The following is a 16,821-nucleotide window of genomic DNA, read 5'->3' on the forward strand; positions in this document are numbered from 1 at the left end:
TCAGATTTCGATTTGTTTTTTAATCTTCTACTTTCTTTAGGAATACTATCAGTAATTTTTATGATTTTTATAAAGCACAAATATCTACCCTTAGAAGTGTAAGGCTTTTAGAACTGTAGACAGAGCAAAGAAAAATTTTTGACAGTTACGATAAAGAAGTAATTGTTAAGTAATGTAACATGACTAGCGATATTACCAATTTTTCTACTTTTAATGTCTCCAGTAAAAGTAGAAAAACCTACTTTTCCGGCTTATCAATTTTGAGAAACATAGCAAAATTTTATGGAATTATTATTGCTGCTGTTATTATTTTCTTATGGGCAACTACTTTAATAACACTAATTTATATTGATGTCAGCAATCTAGGGTTTTTATGGCTGATACCTGCTATACTTTTGCAAACCTTTCTATACGCAGGATTATTTATCACTGCTCATGATGCCATGCACGGTGTAGTATTTCCTACCAACCTTAAAATTAACCATGCGATCGGAGCAATTACAGTATTTTTATACGGTTTATTTTCTTATCAAAACTTACTCAAAAAGCATTGGTTACATCACCGTTATCCGGCAACTGAACTTGACCCAGATTATCACGATCGGATACACAAAAGCTTTTTTGGTTGGTATTTCTACTTTATGAAAGGTTACTCCAACTGGAAGCAACTTTTAGGATTAGCATTAGTGTTTTTGTTGCTAGCCGAAGGGTTACATATAGCTAAAATAAACTTGGTTTTATTTTGGATCTTTCCCTCACTTTTAAGCTCATTACAATTGTTTTATTTTGGAACTTACCTCACCCACCGAGAGCCAAAAGAAGGCTATACCAATCAACATAGAGCAACAAGTAATAACCTTTCACCTTTCTGGTCATTCATTACCTGTTACCATTTTGGCTATCATAAAGAACATCACGAACACCCTCATCTTCCTTGGTGGAAATTACCAGAAGTTTACCAAAAATAGTTGAATAATTCTGAATAGTTTAACTCAACAATAAAAGATACAAAAAATCAGTTTTGGGATGTTCATACTCAAGACTGATTAAACTTATTTATTCACTTGCGAGGATCGATCGCAAATAAAAAGATATAGAATTCTCAGAGGTAGAAAAATGATTCAATCTTGGATGGTAATCGGAGGAATAACTTTAATAGTTGCCCTTGGTACTATTTTGATGAGACCGCGTGATACAGTTTGGGGAGTGGAATTACTCCGACCTCAATGGTTAGTTTTTGAACCTGCTATTCCTTTTATTTGGACTTTCATTTTTATCTGTGGTGCAGGGTCAGCTATTCAACTTTGGGAAAAAGATCCAGGTAGTTTAAAAACTTGGCTACTCTTGGCACTTTACCTAATTTTAGAAGTAGTAACAGTGGCTTATATTCCCATGACGCTAAGGCTAAGAAGCTTAAAAGTTGGCTTGATATTAGGAGCAGTGGGATTTGTTTTATCTGTTTCACTAACACTTTTAATTTGGCCTATTTCTGGTTTAGCCGCTGCTTTGTTAGTACCTTATTTGCTGTGGAGTCCTGTTGGCACATATACTACTTGGGAAATGATTCAACTCAATCCAGAAGCGGCTTAATAACTTAGTTTTAAGTTGCTGAGAGTGGCTGTTAATTTACTAATCATACCTTAGAGGTAGTTAATTAAATAGCATAATTACCTCCAGGGATGAAGAAATTGTAAGCTCTGCTTTTTATGATGATCCCAGTAGTGAAATCAAAAGAGGATGTTATTTATGGCTGTGAAACTCGAAGACTTATCTCCTGAAGTTAGAGAACAATTAGCTGATGGTTCTGAACAATATTTTCTAGCTGCTTTCAATAGCGCCTACGAAAATGGAATGGATGAAGAATCTGCTATGAATGTAGCTTGGAATAGCCTGGGTGTAAACTTTGAAAAAGGTCAAGATGGCAAATGGCACAAGAAACCAGAGGAACCAGGTATACATTACAAACCTGTTACTTCTGGCGGTAACTAAGTAGTAAGAAAAGAGCCTATTGTGCCAAATCTTATTTACATTTTCTGTAGGGTGCGTTAACGCCAGTGTAACGCACCTTCCCACTACCCATACTTCCAGACTTATTGCAGGGAAGGTGCGTTACGTTATTACTAACGCACCCTACAGGTTAACTTCCAGACTTATTGCAGGGAAGGTGCGTTACGTTATCACTAACGCACCCTACAGGTTAACTTCCAGACTTATTGCAGGGAAGGTGCGTTACGTTATCACTAACGCACCCTACAGGTTAACTTCCAGACTTATTGCAGGGAAGGTGCGTTACGTTATCACTAACGCACCCTACAGGTTAACTTCCAGACTTATTGCAGGGAAGGTGCGTTACGTTATCACTAACGCACCCTACAGGTTAACTTCCAGACTTATTGCAGGGAAGGTGCGTTACGTTATTACTAACGCACCCTACAGGTTAACTTCCAGACTTATTGCAGGGAAGGTGCGTTACGTTATCACTAACGCACCCTACAGGTTAACTTCCAGACTTATTGCAGGGAAGGTGCGTTACGTTATTACTAACGCACCCTACAGGTTAACTTCCAGACTTATTGCAGGGAAGGTGCGTTACGTTATTACTAACGCACCCTACAGGTTAACTCGATAAGAGCGCTGAAGCGCAACAACGTACTATGTTACATATTCCCAGCAGGTTGTCCTTCGGTGGTGGCAATTTCTCCGGCTTCCATTAGTTGCTTAAAGCGGCGTAAATCATCCCCGATTTGTTGTTCTGGTTCTTCACCAAAAAGTTTGGCGATCGCAGCCCCCAAAGCACCACCAGGTGGGTTATATTCCATCACAACTTTTACTTCCGTACCTCTTCCCGCTGGCGCAGGTTGAAAGCGCACAAAACCAGAATTATCGACATCTGCACCTTCTAAGGAAGCCCAAGCAATTAAATGATTTTCTTGCTCATTAATAATCTCAGCATCCCACTCCACGCTATTACCCATAGGCGCATTTGCCACCCAATGAGAGCGTTTTTCGTCAAGTACTCTCACCGATTTCAAGTGTTTCATAAAATTGGGTAAATTCTCGAAATTGTGCCAGAAACGATACAATTCTTCCGGTGATTTGTTAATAGTTACTGTCTTTTCCACCATGATATTTTGGTTCATTCCTGTTGCATCCTGTACGCCACTTTTTCCGCCAACACCTTGATACACTAAACCGCCACCTGCAAGAACCATCAACGCACCCCGAAGCGATCGACGCGATAAGCCATAAAGTACAAGTGCTCCACCACCAATTAAGGATGCCCATTGTCCAGCATCCTTGGTATTTTCTGGTTGATTAGTAGTGTTTTGTTTGGTAATTTCCATCCGTTTGTCTCCTGAAAATACTAAAAGTTCATGATTCACAATTAAAAATTTTATGAACCATGAACTAGGGGCAAGTTAATAACGAAAAACTGCTGCTAAGGGAGCGCGATCGGGAACTTTTTCTGGTTCCACTGCATAGACAGTTCCTCCATTTAAAATGGTTTGAACTGCGGCTGAATCTAACAAATCCTCATCTCCAGTTTCGGGTTCTGGATGTAGTTCAATTGAGTTATTTTGGGGATCGAAATTACCCCACTGTTGCACTCCAACAGCTACAAATAATTGTTCAACTCGCCCATAATAGGCGGCAGGAACAGTTTCTTTGATATCAGTAGAAGCTCTTTGAGCAGCGGCGGATTCTTGATAGTAAGCGATCGCTTCTTGTTGCGCCTGGGAAAATAGCGGTTCCACAATTTGCCAAGCTTCACTTTGTAATTCTTCGGGAGTCGAGATTTTGGTATTCCCAGTAATTCCTTCTTCTACTAAATGCGGGTAAGTATTAGCTTCTCGGTAAATTGGGAAGAGATATTCTACTCCTGTTAATACCAAAGGTGCATTTTTGCCCCGCAAGTATTTTTGGATTCCGCGATCGATTAAGAAGAAAAATTGCAACAAATCGGTCTTAATATTATCTCTGTCTGGACTTCCTTGCCCATGATAACTACCCGATCGTTGAAAAGAATTATTAGTCCCACCTCTTGTTGTGTTGATGCGGAACTGTCCCTCTTTAGCAGTCTCATCATACATGAGCGCTTCATCCATATTTTTGGGGACATCCTCTAGCTCAATTTCTTTCACATCATAGCGGGTACATTCTAATAGTTGAATTCGATCTTGACTCAAACTCAAAATGTAAAATAGTCCATCATTAGTTAATAGAGGTAACAGCGGTTTTAGATGGAAACGATCGGTAACAACCGCTAATTCCGCAAAGTCTAATGGTAAACGGTAGTAATGAAATACTCCCTCAGCTACAAAGATTGCTAACCCATTATTTTGATGTTGCCAAAAATCTTGATCGTCAAGCTCATGAGCAGGCTGCAAAAATTTTCCGGCTTCTGATTGAGTTAAACCCTGTTCTACTAATAATTCTTCTGCCTGACGAATGAGATTTTTAAACCGAATAGGATTTTGTTGCGTTTCTTGTCCTAAACGGCAAGTAGGCATATAAATTGAAACACAAAGTCCTTTGGGTTGTTCTACTAAATTTTTTAACTCATCTATAGATAATAGACTCATGCTATCCCCTCTCCTAAATCTTTCTCCGATCGCTAATAGCCGTCTATTCTTTACAATTTATCTCTGTTAACTTTTCTACTCTTCTGCCTTTAGTAACAATCGGAAGGATGATTTTTAAATTACTCAACTTCAGATAGATGTAAGTAATATTTTGTTTCGTTAAAATGCTCATTTTTTGTGTTTTTTAAATAAAAAAAGCACATCTAGGAATAGATTGCAAGACTACTCTTCCGATAGAAAAGAATCTTAATAATTTAGATTAACCTATAGATAAGCAACCAAAAGATTAGGCAAACACAGGTCTGCCTGAAGAGTTTTTATTTACTAATAAAGCTACCTGCTTTATATAGTCAAGTTTTTGCTTGGCGCTAATTTTTAGTGGCTTAAATTCTCAATTCACAGATAAAAGTAACTAAGCAACTATGGATAAATTGACACCTCATCGAACTTCTGTACAGATTTCCGAATTTGTTACTAACCTAAGAAATGGAATTTGGTTAATAGGAATTCCCTCTTGGTTATTTGGAATTACCGATCGCAGTATGGCAACTCTAGCTGATGGTTATCTATCAGCAATGGATTTCATGCAACTACTGACAGCTTCTCTGTTCTTTTTAAGCTGGCTAGTCTTGAAACCCGATCAAGTAGAAATCAATACTTATCCTACCGATATAAGTTTGGTTCCTTATGAAATTAACCCAGATTCAGCACAAAATAGGATGCTGGAACTCCGCAAATTGCACCTGATTAGTCAGGAGTATATATTACCCTTTTCTCATCTTTGCCAAATCTACCACTTGTTAAATTTAAAACATCTAGAAACAGTTCACAGTTTTAGTCTCAGTAACCTGAGAGTTGTTTCAGTTACGCATTTTCAACCGACGGCTATAGGCGGAATTATTAAATTCCAAACCATGCTAGATTCGGCTTTTAATACGCTGAGAATTTGGCGACAACCAGTAGTAGAAGTAATTTTAGCTTTGCATAACCCGCACACTGTAGAACTGAATATTCCCGTTTATGGCAATAAAAGAATTGTTGTCATGTTTAATGTCGAACCTATTAGTGATAAAGAACACAAGTTCTTTATCGACATTTACAGCAATCTCAATTGGCCGAAACCTTTGTTGCAACTTTTATTACATCTAGCATCTTGCTTAACTCTGTTTGAAGACTTGCCATATTTACAGAAGTTAACCGAAAGAAATATTGACCGTTTATTTAGTGCTAGTATGGTTTCAAGTCACGAAACTGCTTGGTTATTTAGAAGGTTTGTTGAGTTGTATGGTTCGGCTCGGAAATCTTCTCAAACCATGAAAATGCTTGATTCAAATGATACAGTTTCAGAGATCGCTTAGACCGATCGCAATCTACCAAAAAAACTATTCCTGACCAACAAAACTCTTATGAATCAACCAAATAATCAACTAGGAAGATTCGTTGCATCTGGTATTTTACTAGGTATGGGTGCTGCTGCTTTCTTCGATGGCATAGTACTGCATCAAATCCTCCAATGGCATCACATGGTATCGAGTATTCGACCCTTAACTAATGCGGCTAATATTGAGTTGAACACTTTCTGGGATGGCGTTTTTCATATAGGTGCGTCTCTCTTGACGGTAGCAGGATTAATTTTGTTCTGGCAGGCAACTGCTAACAGTAAAGTTTCTCTTTCTTTAAAAACTTTTGCTGGTTCTTTTCTGATTGGTGCGGGAGCTTTTGATTTTATTGAAGGTTTAATCAATCACCAAATTTTGGGAATTCATCACGTAAAACCTGGGTCAAATCAATTGGCGTGGGATATAGGATTCCTAACTTTAGGTGTGTCGCTGGCTGTTGTGGGTTGGTTTTTATTAATGAAAGATCGAGAAGAGGTAAACACTTAAATTAATAAAACGGTCATTAATGGTAAACCTGCGATCGTAGAAGCTAAAAAAGTCCAAACGCAAAAGCTCTCTATATCTTCTTGCTCCAATGCTGTTCCCATTTGTACTATTGAAAAAGGAAAAATGACTAACAGCAATGCGGCAATTATTATGTATTCTAAAGCTAACATTATCATGGCTTATCCTTGTTTATATTGTTGGATAATGAGCGATTTGCTGCTTTCGTAAATCCCTCCATAGTATGAATGACTACCTCTATTTGTGTGTAACTTTAATTACAAATCAATTTATAAAAATAGCTAAAAGGAGTAATTACTATGGGGAACTTGTTCATCGAAAAGCAAATTCATTTGACAGATAGTAAAATCTATTACCTAGAAGCGGGAAACCCTGCTAATTCTACTTCTATATTATTTATTCATGGATGGTCTGTATCAATTGAACCTTATCAAGATATCTTAAATATTTTGTCGCAACGTTATCATGTAGTAGCACCATATTTGCCAGGTTTTGGAAAATCAATCGCTCCTCATTTTGTGAAAGATTATAGCGATTATGCCGCACTATTAATCGATTTTTTAAAGGCTTTAAATCTCCATCCAGTACATATTGTGGGTCATTCTTTAGGCGGCGCGATCGCAATGGCGTTAGCAGCTTTAAAACCTGATTTTGTCAAAAGTTTAATAGTAGCAGATAGTACAGGCATTCCGATGAATTCATTGCCGGAAGTTGTATTGCGAAGAGCGATCGAAATGTCTGCTCAAATGTGGCAAGCAAAACCAAAACCAACCCTAGCTATATTGGAGCGTGTACTTTACAATAGCCTGTTTAATACTAGAAAAGTGATAGAAACAGCTAGGATAGTCTTAGAAAGAGATATTCGCTCAATTTTGCCTCGAATTAATACTCCTTGTCTAATTATTTGGGGTGCAAATGATTTACTCACTCCCATTACAATGGCTAAAGAATTCGCTCGAAATATTAAAGGTTCCAAACTGGTAATTGTTGAGGGTGTTTACCATGAATGGAACTTCTTTTTTACAGAAACATTTACAAAAGCAGTCTCCAACTTTATTGATGAAGTTGAACTTATGTATGTTGTTGCGCTTTAGCTCACATCTTGCACCACTCCCAAAAACCGCCTGCGAATCAATTCGCAGGCTAATAGCGAAACTCCTCTGAAGAGGACTAAAATATTTGAAATTAAAAGCTTTCAGTCCACTTTAGTGGACTTGAGCTATTAACCTGGGACTTGAGTCCCAGGCGGGCTAAAACGACAGGTGCAAGATCTGAGTTAGCGCTTTTATGCGAGTGCCAATAAGAGCGCTAAAGCGCAACAACGTACTAAGGTTTCAACAAAACTTTGATGCAATTGTCTTTTTTATGCTTAAAGATTTCAAAACCTTGTTTCGCTTCTGCCAAGGGTAAAGTATGAGAGAAAACTTGCGATGGATCGATTTCGTTGTTAACTACTTTTTCTAACAACATGGGCATATATTTTTGACCGTGCATTTGCCCCATTTTGAAGGTTAAACTTTTGTTGAAAGCTGCACCCATTGGCATTTTATCGACAAAACCACCGTACACTCCCATAATTGAAAGAGTGCCACCTTTACGACAAGCTACCATCATTTGTCGCAACACGGGAGGGCGATCGGTTTCTAAGCGAATAGTTTGTTTTGCTTCATCAAAAAACCCTTCTAAACCCATGCCATGTGCTTCTAATCCAACAGCATCAATGCAGGCATCTGGCCCCCTACCTCCGGTCATTTCTTTTAATGCTTCTCCGGCATCAATTTCTTCATAATTAATAGTTTCTGCTTTGGCAAAATCTCGCGCCATTTGTAATCTTTCGGGGACTCGATCGATCCCAATTACCCTCTCTGCGCCCAACATATAAGCGCTTCGCATAGCAAACAAACCTACAGGCCCACAACCCCAAACTGCCACAATATCTCCGGGTTGAATATCACACATATCCGCACCCATGAAACCTGTAGGAAAAGCATCAGAAATGGGCAATAATTTTTCGTCAGGAATGCCATGAGGAACTTTTACTGCGCCATGATCCGCAAAGGGAACGCGCACATATTCGGCAAAAGCACCAGCATAACCACCAAACAAATGTGAGTAACCAAAAATTCCCGAAGTACCAAAGCCATAAACTTTTTCTTGCATCCAACCGTTAGGGTTAGAATTATCGCATAAAGACCAGGATTGTTGTTTGCAAAAGAAGCATTCACCGCAACCAATGATTGAAGAGACGACGACGCGATCGCCTACTTTTAACTTTTTAACTTCTCGACCAACATCCACCACCTCACCCATAAATTCGTGACCTAAAATGTCACCTTTTTTCATGGTGGGAATATAACCATCATAAATATGTAAGTCAGAACCACAAATTGTTGCTGAAGTAATTTTTAAAATGGCATCTTTTGGATTAATAATTTTTGGTTCTGGGACTGTTTCCAACCGGACATCATTAGCGCCATACCAACAAACAGCTTTCATTTTTGCTACTCCAATTTAATAAAACTTAGCCTGTAGGGTGCGTCATTTGACGCACCCTACGATTGTGATTAATTTACTCGGTGATTTTTGAGATTTCGGCTGCCATTGCTGAGAGTATTGTTGCACCTCCTAAAACAGTAAAACCTACAGCAAGGGCGGCTAAACCTAAAGCGTATTTAACCGGAGGATTTTTATCGATCCAATCAGTGAAACTAGGAATTGCTAACTGATCGAAATCTCCCCTTACTGTGTCGTAGTTTCCGTTAGGAATAGCCTCAAAAACATTGTTTGGTGCATCTTCCGATTTTGCTTCATTGGTGCGTTGTCCTTGAAAGGCAATTAACAGCAAAATTGTATCTGTTAATTGTGGGGAAATTCGATGTAAAAAATCTAAGACTTTTCCCGAATCACCGACAATAAAATCACGGGTGGGATGTTCCGCAGTGTAGAGGATTGCATCAGCAACTAAACCGGGTTGATAATAAGGTGGTACTCCTGTAGGTTTGACTCCTATTTTGGTGCGAACTTTGTTGTAATAAGGAGTGTTGATTGTTGAAGGTAAAATGTTAGTAACGCTGATGGGAATTCCTTTGTGAATTAGTTCTAAACGCAGAGAATCGAGGAATCCTTCAACTCCATGTTTTGATGCTGAATAAGGACTTTGTAGGGGAAGACTGCGCCTACCTTCTACTGAAGAAACATGAATTAATGCGCCTCTTCCTTCACGTTTTAAATGGGGTAATGCTGCCATTGCACCGTAAGCTTGTCCGGTGAGGTTAACATCAATTACTCGCTTGAATTCTTCGGGGGTAATTTCATCAAATGGCGCAATAACTCCCGTAGCAGAAAGATGTACCCAAGTATCAAGTCTGCCGTATTGTTCTACTGCTCGCTCGGCGATCGCTTTTACTTGCCCAAAATCCGCCACATCAGCAATTACAGAAATCGCATCTCCGCCAAAAGTTTTAATCTCAGAAACTAACGATTCTAAACCTGGTTGACTTCGTGCAGAAACTACTACTTTTGCTCCTTTTTTCGCAAATCTAATCGCTGTTTCGCGTCCAATTCCACTGGAAGCACCGACGATCGCAACTACCTGTTCATTAATTGGTTTTAGCTGCATTAATGCTACTCCTTATTTATGTTTGTGGTTAGGGAAGGCGATCGCGCCTCTTCGCTCTATTTGGATTCAGAAAATGCTGATTGATGCGATTCAATCATCTTTTTTAATTGCAAATATGCTCTTTCTGGAGTCAATGGTTCGCCTTCCTGTTCGTTGGGAATATAAAATTGCCTACTATCTGGAAAGCAACGCATTAAAAAGCTGGGTATTATGCCTAACTTCACAGCTTTTTTAGCTAATTCTTCAGCTTTTTCTGACAGAGTATATTCGTCGTGAAATTGATATTCTTTCATCTACCCATTCCCTGCTATTAGTGATTAATTAACAAGTTCCTTAATCGAACTAAAAGCTGTAATTGCACAAAAAAAACTTACTCGCTGTTATGTTTAATTAACCCAGCGAGACACAGGATTTATTGTTCTTAGTAAAACTTAACAATCCTACTTAACCTAAACCTCTATCTGAAGAAGAATTTATGTTTCTATCTATAGAACGAGTTCAATATGAATAATGTTGGTATCATAGGATTAATAATTAATTCAATGTGAACCTGGAAAATTAAAGCAAATAATTGTTTACTTTTTGGTAAGTTCAACAATTACAGAAATTACATCCATTGGTTCTACTGGTTTAGCTAAATGCCATTGAAATCCAGCTTTTAATGCTTGTTTTTGGTTAGACTCTCCAGCATAAGCGGTGAGTGCGATCGCTGGAATTTGTCCCCCTTGTTCTGGGGGCAAGGAGCGAATTTGACGCATCAACATATAACCATCCATATCCGGCATTCCGATATCACATAAAAGGATATCTGGTTGAGCGCTGGCTAAAGTTTTTAATACTTCTAATGCTGAGGCTACCACAATTACTTCCATGCCGTATTCTTCTAACAAGAATGCCACTAAATCTCTAGAGTCGGGATCGTCATCTACAACCAAAACTTTTAATCCAGCAAGGTTTACGGAATCAGCAGAGAAGATTAGAGAATCTTCTATTGGTTCGCTCATTCTTATTTCTCCATATCGCGTAAGTAGTAATCTAACAGTGAATGTTGCAATTCAACTTTTGCCTTAGTTTTCTGTTCCCAGAGAAACGATATTTAATTCTAGCAGAGAGAGAATAGGCAGAGAACGATCGTCAAATCAAGTTCATAGCTTAAATCAGCCTTTAGTAATCTTTATTACTTTCCTGCGATTATTCTACTACAAAAAGCTAAAATTTTCCCTTCATTGACAAACAGAAAATTAGTTAAGCAAAACAAAAGTGATGTATGCTGATCATTTTGTGCCATTAGTACTAATATTGCATTCGGAAATACGGGGAGAAAAACCCATCTACTTTGCTGTAGTTTTTGTATTACGGGAACAAGATCCTTCCCAAGTTTGTTACAGAAAATGTTGATTGAGTTCACCGCCCAAAGTATTTGCAGTTTTAAAGTTCAGCTTGATTGGAATTCATATCTATAGATGGATGACAAATATACTAAATCTACAAGTATTAAATCTTAAAAAAGTGTTAAAAAAATTAGTATAAATAGTAATTATAGCTAAAATTAAATATTTTTATAACATAAATTTAATCACTATTCAGGTAAAATTAGAATAAATTTTACCTATAAAGCCTCTAGAAGTGTTACCACAAGATGAAGAATTGCCGATAAACTTGCAGCGCTTGCAAGCAGTTACCAGGGGAAAAGTAGCCGTACAAAAGCGTCTTTTAGAAATATTTTTCCCAGCTGCCCAGGGAGATATTGCCGCATTGAAAGAGGCGATCGCCAATCAAGATTTTCCCACTATAGAACACAAAGCCCATCAACTAAAAGGCTCTAGTGCTAACGTAGGTATAGCAAAAATGTCTATTGTAGCCGCAGAATTACAAAAACAAGCCAATCAACGTAATCTTTCAGAAGCTAATCAATTGCTTAATGAAATAGAAAATTACTTACAAAAAGCACGACAATTCGCAGAAACTTATTTTTCAAATTAAGCAAATGCCCTAAATAACTTTACCAATAAATTACTTACAATCAATCCGAAAAATCAGCTGTTGCAGGTGAAGGACGATCGCCTTCTTGAAAGCGTAACCAAGACATTTTTAACTCTTCTGGTGCTGGATAATTGGTATCGTAAACCGCGATTACATTAGTTAAATTACGTCCCGGAGAAACTAAAATTCTCCCTTTGTGCGCCAAAGCGACAGAAGCACCACCATCTAAATTCATCGCTTCTACACAACCGATCGCTTGCATAATTTCCGCTTCTTTTTGTAAAGATAAACTAGTTAAAAAAGTCACTAAATATAACTGTTTTCTCGATTCAGGAAATCCGATCGCGCAACGAGAACCTACACCCAAAACATGAGAATCTTTAAACCCTTCCGAAAGCGGAGAAAGCGAAACTTTTCCTTCTTTAACTAATCTTGGTCCACAAGTTAAAGAAAACCAATGTTCTGTCCAATTAGGCTTTCTTTCCGTTCTAGCAGTAACCATTTCTAATTCATTTCCCGCTTTAATTCCCAAAGTAGTGCCGTAATTTTCCCAACGGCTATATTTAACAAATTTTCCCCCAGCTACCATGTTACCCAGCACCGCTTTTTGGTTATCCTTGCCGAAAAAAGTGCCATTAGTGACGATCGCAGCCTGCTGTCTATCTACTAAATTCTTAAAAGGTTCATCCCCTTTAGTAACTTTATAATTATTAGCAATATCGGCATTATTAGCCAATCCAATAGTAATAAAAGTTTCCGGGTCTGTCAAGTCAATAACTGTTTGATAAAAACTAACACCTGAAATAGTTTTTTGTCTGATTTGTACGGGCTTACCTTTTTGATTAGAAAGCTTAAATTCAGGAGTTTTTACTGGTTTTTCTGGTTCTGGAGATGGCGAGTTAGTAACTTTTGGTTGCCAAGAAGGAGTAGTTTTAGCTACTGGTGTATTTGGCAGTTCAGGAGTTGCATCTGGTTGATATTTCGCTCTTAAAGCTAGCAGTTTTTGCCATAATTCTCCCATTAATGTGAAGAAATTATCGCGGTTCTTGGGAATCGAAAAATATTCAGCTAAAACTTGAGTCGCAGCAAAAACTATGATAAATAAAAAAGTGCGCCGTAACATTTTACGGCAACCACTAGCTGGTTTAGATTTAGGCATACTGATAGTAAAAAAGTAAATTTAAAACAAATTAAGACTACACTTCAAATTTCCCACTTATCGGTAGAATCTACTTGGGTTCAAAAAATCTTAACAATTACTCCCTAGCGCCACCTAAAAGTTTTAACCGCTGTAAATCCAATAATTTAACAGTTGAACCATTCAAGTTAATAATTTCCTCCTGGCTGAGTTTAGCAAATACCCGTGATAAAGTTTCGGGAATCGTACCCAACAAAGCGGCTAATTGTCCTTTAGTTAAATCTAATTCTACTTCTTCTTGGTTGCCAGTGCGATCGCTCAAATACAATAAATAAGCCGCCAATCTCCCCGGTACTTCTCTTAAAGAAAGGTCTTCAATAACCTTAGCAAATCTGCGTAAATGGCGGGCGAACACCTTCAACAAATTAACTGCTAAACTCGGATGAGTTTTCATCAGTTCTAAAAAAGTAGTGCGGGGAAAAAACAACAGTTCAGTTTTCTCCAAAGCCGCAGCAGAAGCGGGAAAAGCTTGACCATCAAAAGCTGGTACTTCGGCAAAATGTTCATGAACACCGAACACTTGTAAAATTTGTTCTTTACCTTCTGGGGAAATCTTAAAAACCTTCACCTTGCCAGAGATTACCAAAAAAAACCCCGTTCCGGCATCACCTTCCCAGAAAATTGTCTCACCTTTTTGGTAAGTTTGCTGTTGAGCAATACTTAACAAAGCATCAACCTCATCTGTTGGCAAGCCAAAAAACATTTGACTATTGCCCAAAAACTCTTGTAAATCAACCTTTTTCTGGTTGTCCTTGCTTGCCATATTTTCTGATTCCTCAATCTTTTGACTTAAGTCAAGGTTATCTTTTTTAGCTTCTCCTATTCTGAGGGTAGATGAGAGAAACAGGAACAAGATTATGTATTGCAACCAATGTGAACAAACCACCAAAGGAGAAGGATGCTATCAATGGGGTGCTTGTGGCAAAAACCCAGAAGTTGATGCTTTACAAGATTTATTAGTGCATTGTTTGCGGGGATTGGGAGAAGTAGCGATCGCAGCACGCACCTTTGGTATCATCGATAAAGAAGCAGATTTCTTTACTTGTGAAACCCTCTTTTCTACCCTGACAAACGTCAACTTTGATCCCAACGACTTTGTTAATTATATTCATAAAGCGATCGCATTGCGAGATGAATTAAAAGCCCGAACATTCTTCACCAGTTGCAAACATATTGAATGGTCAACTCTTGCTGAATTTCAGCCCGCCAAAACGGTTAGCGAACTAGTCCAACAAGGCAAAGATATTGAATATGAATTTATCAGTTCTTCTGCCAAAAACGTTGATATTTTCTCCTTAAAACTCACCACACTTTATGGATTAAAAGGCATTGCTGCTTACGCTTATCATGCTGCCGAACTTGGTCAAGAAGACGATCGCGTTTATGCCTTCTGCCATGAAGCCTTAGCAGCCCTTGGAAGCAACGAAAAAACCTTAGAAGATTGGGTAAATATAGCTTTAAAACTAGGAGAAATTAACCTGCGAACAATGGAACTTCTCGACGCAGGTAACACCAACACTTATGGACATCCCGTTCCTACCCCGGTGCCTTTAGGTGCGAAAAAAGGCAAAGCAATTTTAGTTTCAGGACATGACCTTAAACAACTAGAACATCTCCTCAAACAAACAGAAAATACCGGAATTTATATCTACACTCACGGCGAAATGTTGCCCGCCCATGCCTATCCCAAATTAAAACAAACCTACCCTCATTTGTACGGTCATTATGGCACGGCTTGGCAAAATCAAACTAAAGAATTTCCGGCATTTCCTGGACCGATCGTGATGACAACCAACTGTCTCATGCCGCCTCATGATAACTACAAAGACCGTGTTTATACCCTTGGCCCAGTCGGTTGGCCCGGATTAATTCACCTCACCGATAGCAACTTCAATTTAGTAATTGAAAAAGCTTTAGCAATGCCCGGATTTACTGAAGATGTTGCAGCTAAAGAAGTCATGACAGGCTTTGCCAGAAATGCAGTCTTAGGTGTAGCTGGTGACGTAATTGATGCAGTTAAACAAGGCAAAATTCGCCACTTCTTCTTAGTCGGTGGTTGTGATGGTGCCAAATCAGGAAGAAACTACTACAGCGAATTAGTAGAAAAAGTGCCAAATGATTGTGTAGTATTAACTTTGGCTTGTGGTAAGTTCCGTTTCTTCGACAAAGATTTAGGAGATATAGGCGGTTTACCTCGGTTAATGGATGTAGGTCAATGTAACGACGCTTACTCAGCAATTCAAATTGCTTTAGCGTTAGCAAATGCCTTTAATGTAGAAGTGAATCAGTTACCTTTGTCGATGATTCTTTCTTGGTACGAACAAAAGGCTGTAGCGATTTTACTCACTTTACTTTATCTGGGAATTAAAGATATTCGCTTAGGCCCAACATTACCAGCGTTTATCTCTCCAAATGTCTTCAAGTTACTCTCAGAAAAATACAACTTGAAACCGATTACAACCCCCGATGAAGATTTGGCAGCCTGTCTAAGTTAACTCTCATCTTATCTTTAAATGTAGGTTGGGTAAATATTTAATCCAACCTACATTTTTTTGTAGCCTTTTAATTTACTTAGATCTCCAACTTGGTTGATTTTTGGGGAACGCTTTACTTTGTGGTTCTTAGCACGTTACAATCGTCACTGAAAATACAGAAATGAGCAACTTTAATTATTTTCTTGTATGTCCTTAATTCCCATTTCTTTCCAAGCTTTGTTTGCTGCAAAAAATATTAGTTTAATTGCTACTGATATGGATGGGACTTTAACCAGTCATGGGAAATTTACCTCATCTTTACTCAAGAGTTTAGAAAGTCTAGCTGAGGCAAAAATTTCTGTATTATTAATTACGGGTCGATCGGCAGGTTGGGTACAAGGTTTAAAAAGCTATTTACCTGTGACAGGTGCGATCGCAGAAAATGGCGGCGTATTTTTCCCAACCAACAGCGAACAACCAAAACTTTTAACCCCTATTCCCGATCTAACTACTCACCGTCAACAACTAGCTGCCACCTTTGACTATTTAAAATCCCACTTTCCCCAAATAGAAGAATCTACAGATAACCCTTTCCGACTCACTGACTGGACATTTGATGTCCAAGAGTTGACAACTGCGGACTTACAGCAAATAGAACAACTTTGTCGGGCAAAAGGTTGGGGTTTTACTTATAGTACAGTACAATGTCATATTAAACCTGAAAATCAAACAAAAGCGACAAGTTTACTGCAAGTATTAAATAGTTATTTCCCGGAAATAACCACAGAAAATTTGATTACCGTTGGCGATAGTCCTAATGATGAAACTTTGTTCGATCGCAGTTTGTTTCCCTTTTCTGTTGGTGTGGCAAATATCTTACATTACAAAGACAAATTAAAGTTTTTACCTGCTTACGTCACTTCCTTAGAAGAAGGAGAAGGGTTTCGGGAATTAGCAGAATTGGTTTTGCAAGTGCGATCGCATTAACTATTCGTAGGGTGCGTTAGTGCTAACGTAACGCACCGTTCCACCATAGATAGTTTTAGTGCGTAAGTCCTAA

General features: G+C 38.4%; 19 protein-coding genes. 9 read left to right on the forward strand and 10 right to left on the reverse strand.

The genetic code is table 11. The annotated features are described in order from the left end of the window. Window positions 1-179 precede the first annotated feature (179 nt). The 3 genes from crtW (at window position 180) to ACE1CI_RS18005 (ending at window position 1,989) form a co-directional block, all read left to right on the forward strand. Window positions 180-968 (forward strand): beta-carotene ketolase CrtW, encoded by a 789-nt coding sequence (gene crtW / locus ACE1CI_RS17995; RefSeq protein WP_413263464.1) that lies wholly within the window; start codon window positions 180-182, stop codon window positions 966-968. 148 nt (window positions 969-1,116) lie between these two features. After that, a complete protein-coding gene (locus tag ACE1CI_RS18000) occupies window positions 1,117-1,590 on the forward strand; it encodes a TspO/MBR family protein (protein ID WP_413263463.1) in 474 nt (157 codons plus the stop codon). A gap of 156 nt (window positions 1,591-1,746) precedes the next feature. Then, complete coding sequence (locus tag ACE1CI_RS18005) at window positions 1,747-1,989, forward strand: ChaB family protein (RefSeq protein WP_413263462.1); 243 nt, start codon at window positions 1,747-1,749, stop codon at window positions 1,987-1,989. A gap of 668 nt (window positions 1,990-2,657) precedes the next feature. On the opposite strand, the gene ACE1CI_RS18010 is transcribed toward ACE1CI_RS18005, so the two are convergent. From ACE1CI_RS18010 to ACE1CI_RS18020, 3 genes are all read right to left on the reverse strand, one after another. Beyond that, window positions 2,658-3,344 carry an SRPBCC family protein gene (locus ACE1CI_RS18010; protein ID WP_496615616.1) on the reverse strand — a complete coding sequence of 229 codons (687 nt, stop codon included), beginning with the start codon at window positions 3,342-3,344 and terminating at the stop codon, window positions 2,658-2,660. A gap of 75 nt (window positions 3,345-3,419) precedes the next feature. Continuing rightward, on the reverse strand, window positions 3,420-4,583 hold the full coding sequence (locus tag ACE1CI_RS18015) for a baeRF7 domain-containing protein (RefSeq protein ID WP_413265148.1): 1,164 nt from the start codon (window positions 4,581-4,583) through the stop codon (window positions 3,420-3,422). Window positions 4,584-4,626: 43 nt separating this feature from the next. Next, window positions 4,627-4,755, reverse strand: coding sequence for a hypothetical protein (locus tag ACE1CI_RS18020; RefSeq protein ID WP_413265147.1), 129 nt, complete (start codon window positions 4,753-4,755; stop codon window positions 4,627-4,629). Between the two features lie 250 nt (window positions 4,756-5,005). Between ACE1CI_RS18020 and ACE1CI_RS18025 the strand changes: the two genes are divergently transcribed. Next, on the forward strand, window positions 5,006-5,941 hold the full coding sequence (locus tag ACE1CI_RS18025) for a hypothetical protein (protein ID WP_413265146.1): 936 nt from the start codon (window positions 5,006-5,008) through the stop codon (window positions 5,939-5,941). 48 nt (window positions 5,942-5,989) lie between these two features. Next, entirely contained in the window at window positions 5,990-6,469 is a 480-nt protein-coding gene (locus ACE1CI_RS18030) for a DUF2243 domain-containing protein (RefSeq protein WP_413265145.1), read from the forward strand. Here the strand turns inward: ACE1CI_RS18030 and ACE1CI_RS18035 are convergent. Beyond that, window positions 6,466-6,639: a hypothetical protein gene (locus ACE1CI_RS18035; protein ID WP_496615546.1), complete on the reverse strand. Its 174-nt coding sequence runs from the start codon at window positions 6,637-6,639 to the stop codon at window positions 6,466-6,468. The two genes, ACE1CI_RS18030 and ACE1CI_RS18035, sit on opposite strands and share 4 nt — an antisense overlap. A gap of 147 nt (window positions 6,640-6,786) precedes the next feature. On the opposite strand from ACE1CI_RS18035, the gene ACE1CI_RS18040 reads away from it, so the two are divergent. Further along, entirely contained in the window at window positions 6,787-7,581 is a 795-nt protein-coding gene (locus ACE1CI_RS18040; protein WP_413265143.1) for an alpha/beta fold hydrolase, read from the forward strand. Between the two features lie 232 nt (window positions 7,582-7,813). Here ACE1CI_RS18040 and ACE1CI_RS18045 read toward each other — a convergent pair whose 3' ends face one another. The 4 genes from ACE1CI_RS18045 to ACE1CI_RS18060 form a co-directional block, all read right to left on the reverse strand. After that, window positions 7,814-8,983 (reverse strand): zinc-dependent alcohol dehydrogenase, encoded by a 1,170-nt coding sequence (locus tag ACE1CI_RS18045; protein WP_413265142.1) that lies wholly within the window; start codon window positions 8,981-8,983, stop codon window positions 7,814-7,816. Window positions 8,984-9,056: 73 nt separating this feature from the next. Continuing rightward, a complete protein-coding gene (locus tag ACE1CI_RS18050; RefSeq protein ID WP_413265141.1) occupies window positions 9,057-10,106 on the reverse strand; it encodes an SDR family oxidoreductase in 1,050 nt (349 codons plus the stop codon). A 56-nt stretch (window positions 10,107-10,162) separates the two neighbouring features. After that, window positions 10,163-10,399 carry a hypothetical protein gene (locus tag ACE1CI_RS18055; protein WP_413265140.1) on the reverse strand — a complete coding sequence of 79 codons (237 nt, stop codon included), beginning with the start codon at window positions 10,397-10,399 and terminating at the stop codon, window positions 10,163-10,165. Between the two features lie 282 nt (window positions 10,400-10,681). After that, complete coding sequence (locus ACE1CI_RS18060; protein ID WP_413265139.1) at window positions 10,682-11,110, reverse strand: response regulator; 429 nt, start codon at window positions 11,108-11,110, stop codon at window positions 10,682-10,684. 622 nt (window positions 11,111-11,732) lie between these two features. Here ACE1CI_RS18060 and ACE1CI_RS18065 point away from each other — a divergent pair. Beyond that, window positions 11,733-12,089 carry an Hpt domain-containing protein gene (locus tag ACE1CI_RS18065; protein ID WP_413265138.1) on the forward strand — a complete coding sequence of 119 codons (357 nt, stop codon included), beginning with the start codon at window positions 11,733-11,735 and terminating at the stop codon, window positions 12,087-12,089. A gap of 40 nt (window positions 12,090-12,129) precedes the next feature. Here ACE1CI_RS18065 and ACE1CI_RS18070 read toward each other — a convergent pair whose 3' ends face one another. Both ACE1CI_RS18070 and ACE1CI_RS18075 read right to left on the reverse strand, forming a co-directional pair. Then, window positions 12,130-13,248 (reverse strand): phosphodiester glycosidase family protein, encoded by a 1,119-nt coding sequence (locus tag ACE1CI_RS18070; RefSeq protein ID WP_413265137.1) that lies wholly within the window; start codon window positions 13,246-13,248, stop codon window positions 12,130-12,132. Between the two features lie 97 nt (window positions 13,249-13,345). Continuing rightward, window positions 13,346-14,050, reverse strand: a complete 705-nt coding sequence (locus ACE1CI_RS18075) for a Crp/Fnr family transcriptional regulator (protein ID WP_413265136.1) — start codon at window positions 14,048-14,050, stop codon at window positions 13,346-13,348. Window positions 14,051-14,144: 94 nt separating this feature from the next. On the opposite strand from ACE1CI_RS18075, the gene hcp reads away from it, so the two are divergent. Both hcp and ACE1CI_RS18085 read left to right on the forward strand, forming a co-directional pair. After that, on the forward strand, window positions 14,145-15,782 hold the full coding sequence (gene hcp, locus ACE1CI_RS18080) for a hydroxylamine reductase (protein ID WP_413265135.1): 1,638 nt from the start codon (window positions 14,145-14,147) through the stop codon (window positions 15,780-15,782). A 186-nt stretch (window positions 15,783-15,968) separates the two neighbouring features. Further along, window positions 15,969-16,748, forward strand: coding sequence for an HAD-IIB family hydrolase (locus ACE1CI_RS18085; RefSeq protein WP_496615547.1), 780 nt, complete (start codon window positions 15,969-15,971; stop codon window positions 16,746-16,748). The last annotated feature ends 73 nt before the right edge of the window (window positions 16,749-16,821 follow it).

Origin of the sequence: Floridaenema flaviceps BLCC-F50 (genome assembly GCF_041929275.2) — a bacterium.
Classification (GTDB): Bacteria; Cyanobacteriota; Cyanobacteriia; order Cyanobacteriales; family Aerosakkonemataceae; genus Floridanema; species Floridanema flaviceps.